The following is a 2,662-nucleotide window of genomic DNA, read 5'->3' as shown; positions in this document are numbered from 1 at the left end:
CCGGTGGGTTATGGTTCATAACCATTACCGGTGCCGTTAAAAAATAACTTTTCGGGAGGCCTGCCATCACAATACCGGACCAGATTGCCGGGTATCGCACGAAGATATCGGAAGCCTTCATGGCGTTATCCATTTAAGTCCCGCGATAAATCAAACCACCGTCAACAAAAATGTTCAGCCGCCAGGTAAGATAATGAACAGGTCATTTGACCTGTTAATCAAAGAGGGAAAAGACATGCGTCTGAAGAGTGTGGCAGTAAAGAATTTCCGCTGTTATGCAGATGAAGTGTAAGCACGTGGTGAACTCACCTTGCGTTGCAAGGTGAGTTTGTGTTTTGGATTTTCAGAGGACTAACGGAAGGTATTGCCGGCGTACGGCAGCAGCTCATTCAACCGCCGGTTCGGCCACGACGGCAACCGCGTCAGTACATCACGCAACCAGGCATACGGCTCCAAACCGTTCAGCTTTGCCGTCTCCAGCAGACTCAGGATATTCGCCATTCGCTGACCCGCTCGCAGACTGCCTGCGAAGAGCCAGTTCTTGCGCCCAACCGCCACCGGACGTATCACGTTCTCCGCCCGGTTGTTGTCTATCGGTACCCGACCATCCTCCAGATAGACCAGTAACGCCGCCCATCGCTTCAACGTATAGTCGATGGCCTTGCGTATCCCCGAGTTTGGTGCCGTCTTCTGCTGCTTCACCTGTAACCAGCTTTCGAACGCCTTCAACCGCGGTTTGGCATAACGGTGTCGCCATCGTCGTCGTTGTTCTGCCGGGCGCTGCTTTATCCGTCGCTCCAGGTTGTACAGCTCGCGGATAGTGGCCAGGGCGATTTCTGCCACCGGACTGCCGTTCGCCTTGTGCTGGTCGAAGAACTTCCGACGCACATGCGCCCAGCAGCCGGCTTCCTTCACGCTACCTTCGTCGAACAGCGCCCGGTAACCGGCATAGCCGTCCACGACCAACGTACCCTGCCAGCTATCCAGCATCGCGCTGGCATAGGTGCCACTGCGGCCCGGCTGGCAGTCATACAGCACCACCGCCCTGTCTGCCCCGGCGGCGCTGACGTAGGCCCACAGATACCCCTTCTGGCTGTGACCTTTTTCGGGATTGAGCAACAGTAACGGTGTCTCATCCGCCTGCAGTACCGCTTGCTGCAGCAGGTCCTGCCGCAGGGCGTCGGCCAGTGGCTTCAGTGCCGCCCCCACCGCACCGAACCAACCAGCCAGCGTGCTGCAGGGAATATCGATACCGTGACGCAGGTAGATTTTCTGCTGACGGTATAGCGGCAGATGGTCACTGCATTTGGCTACGGTGACCTGGGCCAACAACCCCGGACCGGGCTGGCCTTTTTCGATAAGCTGAGGCGGTAAGGGAACGGTATGGACGGTTTCACAGCAGGGACAGCTGTAGTGCGGGCGCACCGTGCGATGCACCACCACCCGAGCCGGAATGTACTCCAGCCGTTCGCTCACCTCATCACGCAGGGGGCGCAGGGCGTGCCCGCAGTCGGGGCAGTCATGACTGCTCAGGTCAAGACGGACCGTTTCACGGGATAACTCTGGCGGCAATGGCTGGCGTTTGGGCGGTGTGCCAGGGAGCGCCTTGCCTGCCGGTAACACCGCCGCCAACTGCTGTTCCAGGTCGGCGGTGTCGGCATCGACATCCTCTTCCGCCAGGCTCCGCTGTTCGCCCTGGAAGGCTTCACTCTTGCGGCCGAAGCGCCAGCGACGGCCGGCCTTCAGCGCGTCTTCCAGGGCCTGGATGTAGTGAGCCTGAGCTTCGAGCAGGGCCAGAGCCCGGACACGTAACTCATGGGGATCTTGTGTGGTAAACAGCGCGTCGATATCCATATCAGCAGCTTGACATAACGGACGGTGATAATCACGTCATATCATGACGTTAACGTTTAACGTCTCAGGTTTCCCAGCCCGGCAGGTCAAGCCCCTCAACCTGTTGCCAGTCTACCCCCTTGGTCAGCCAGGCGAACTGCTCTGCCGTCAGCGGCCAGGCGGTATCCCCGGGGCGGGGCCAGGTGAAGTGGCCCTGATGCAACCGGCGGGTGCACAGCCAGACGCCGTGCTTGTCCCACTGCAACACTTTGATGCGTGAGCGTGCCTTGTTGCAGAAAACCACCGCGGTTCCCGGCGGTAAGGGCGAGGGCAAGTGTTCATCGGCCAGCCGGGTCAGGGTATCAATACCCCGGCGCATATCGGTCGGCTCACGGGCCAGCCAGATGGCATGAGGCATTAGCATAGGTTGAGCTCCGCCATGATGGCCGGCAACTGGCTGGGCTGGCAGGTGATGGAGCACCGTTTTAAATTCAGGGTAATGGCGGGCATATGCGGGTCTATGTTGGGGAGGGATAGCGGTGCCTCTTCAGGGGCAACAGTCACCGGAATAAAAGGGGGTTCAGCGGCCGGTGACGTTGGGATTTTGGTCCACTTGCCGACCCAGTTGCAAAAGGTTTTGACATTGAGATGGTGTTGCAGGCTGTACTGAGTGCGGGACAGGCCGCTGAATTGCCAGTCGGCGACATGTTGCTGCTGTTGTTGGAGGGTATGGCGAGATTTTGGCATGGGGGAACCTGCGTAGTGAACATGAGGTTCAAGCGTGCCGAGTCGCACAAGGATTAACAATGTGAGTTCACCGCGTGCTTAC

At 58.7% G+C, this 2,662-nt stretch carries 3 protein-coding genes; all 3 read right to left on the bottom strand.

The window, feature by feature from the left end:
- Positions 1 to 351: 351 nt before the first annotated feature.
- Positions 352 to 1,854, bottom strand: a complete 1,503-nt coding sequence (gene tnpC / locus ADK28_RS11520; protein ID WP_048795398.1) for an IS66 family transposase — start codon at positions 1,852 to 1,854, stop codon at positions 352 to 354.
- 64 nt (positions 1,855 to 1,918) lie between these two features.
- Positions 1,919 to 2,257: an IS66 family insertion sequence element accessory protein TnpB gene (gene tnpB, locus ADK28_RS11515; RefSeq protein WP_048795397.1), complete on the bottom strand. Its 339-nt coding sequence runs from the start codon at positions 2,255 to 2,257 to the stop codon at positions 1,919 to 1,921.
- Entirely contained in the window at positions 2,251 to 2,580 is a 330-nt protein-coding gene (gene tnpA / locus ADK28_RS31525; protein WP_049191698.1) for an IS66 family insertion sequence element accessory protein TnpA, read from the bottom strand. Before tnpA ends, tnpB begins: the two co-directional genes overlap by 7 nt.
- Positions 2,581 to 2,662 lie beyond the last annotated feature (82 nt).

The organism is Serratia sp. 506_PEND, from assembly GCF_001076875.1.
GTDB lineage: Bacteria > Pseudomonadota > Gammaproteobacteria > Enterobacterales > Enterobacteriaceae > Serratia > Serratia marcescens.
This window is presented reverse-complemented; position numbering and strand designations above follow the sequence as displayed.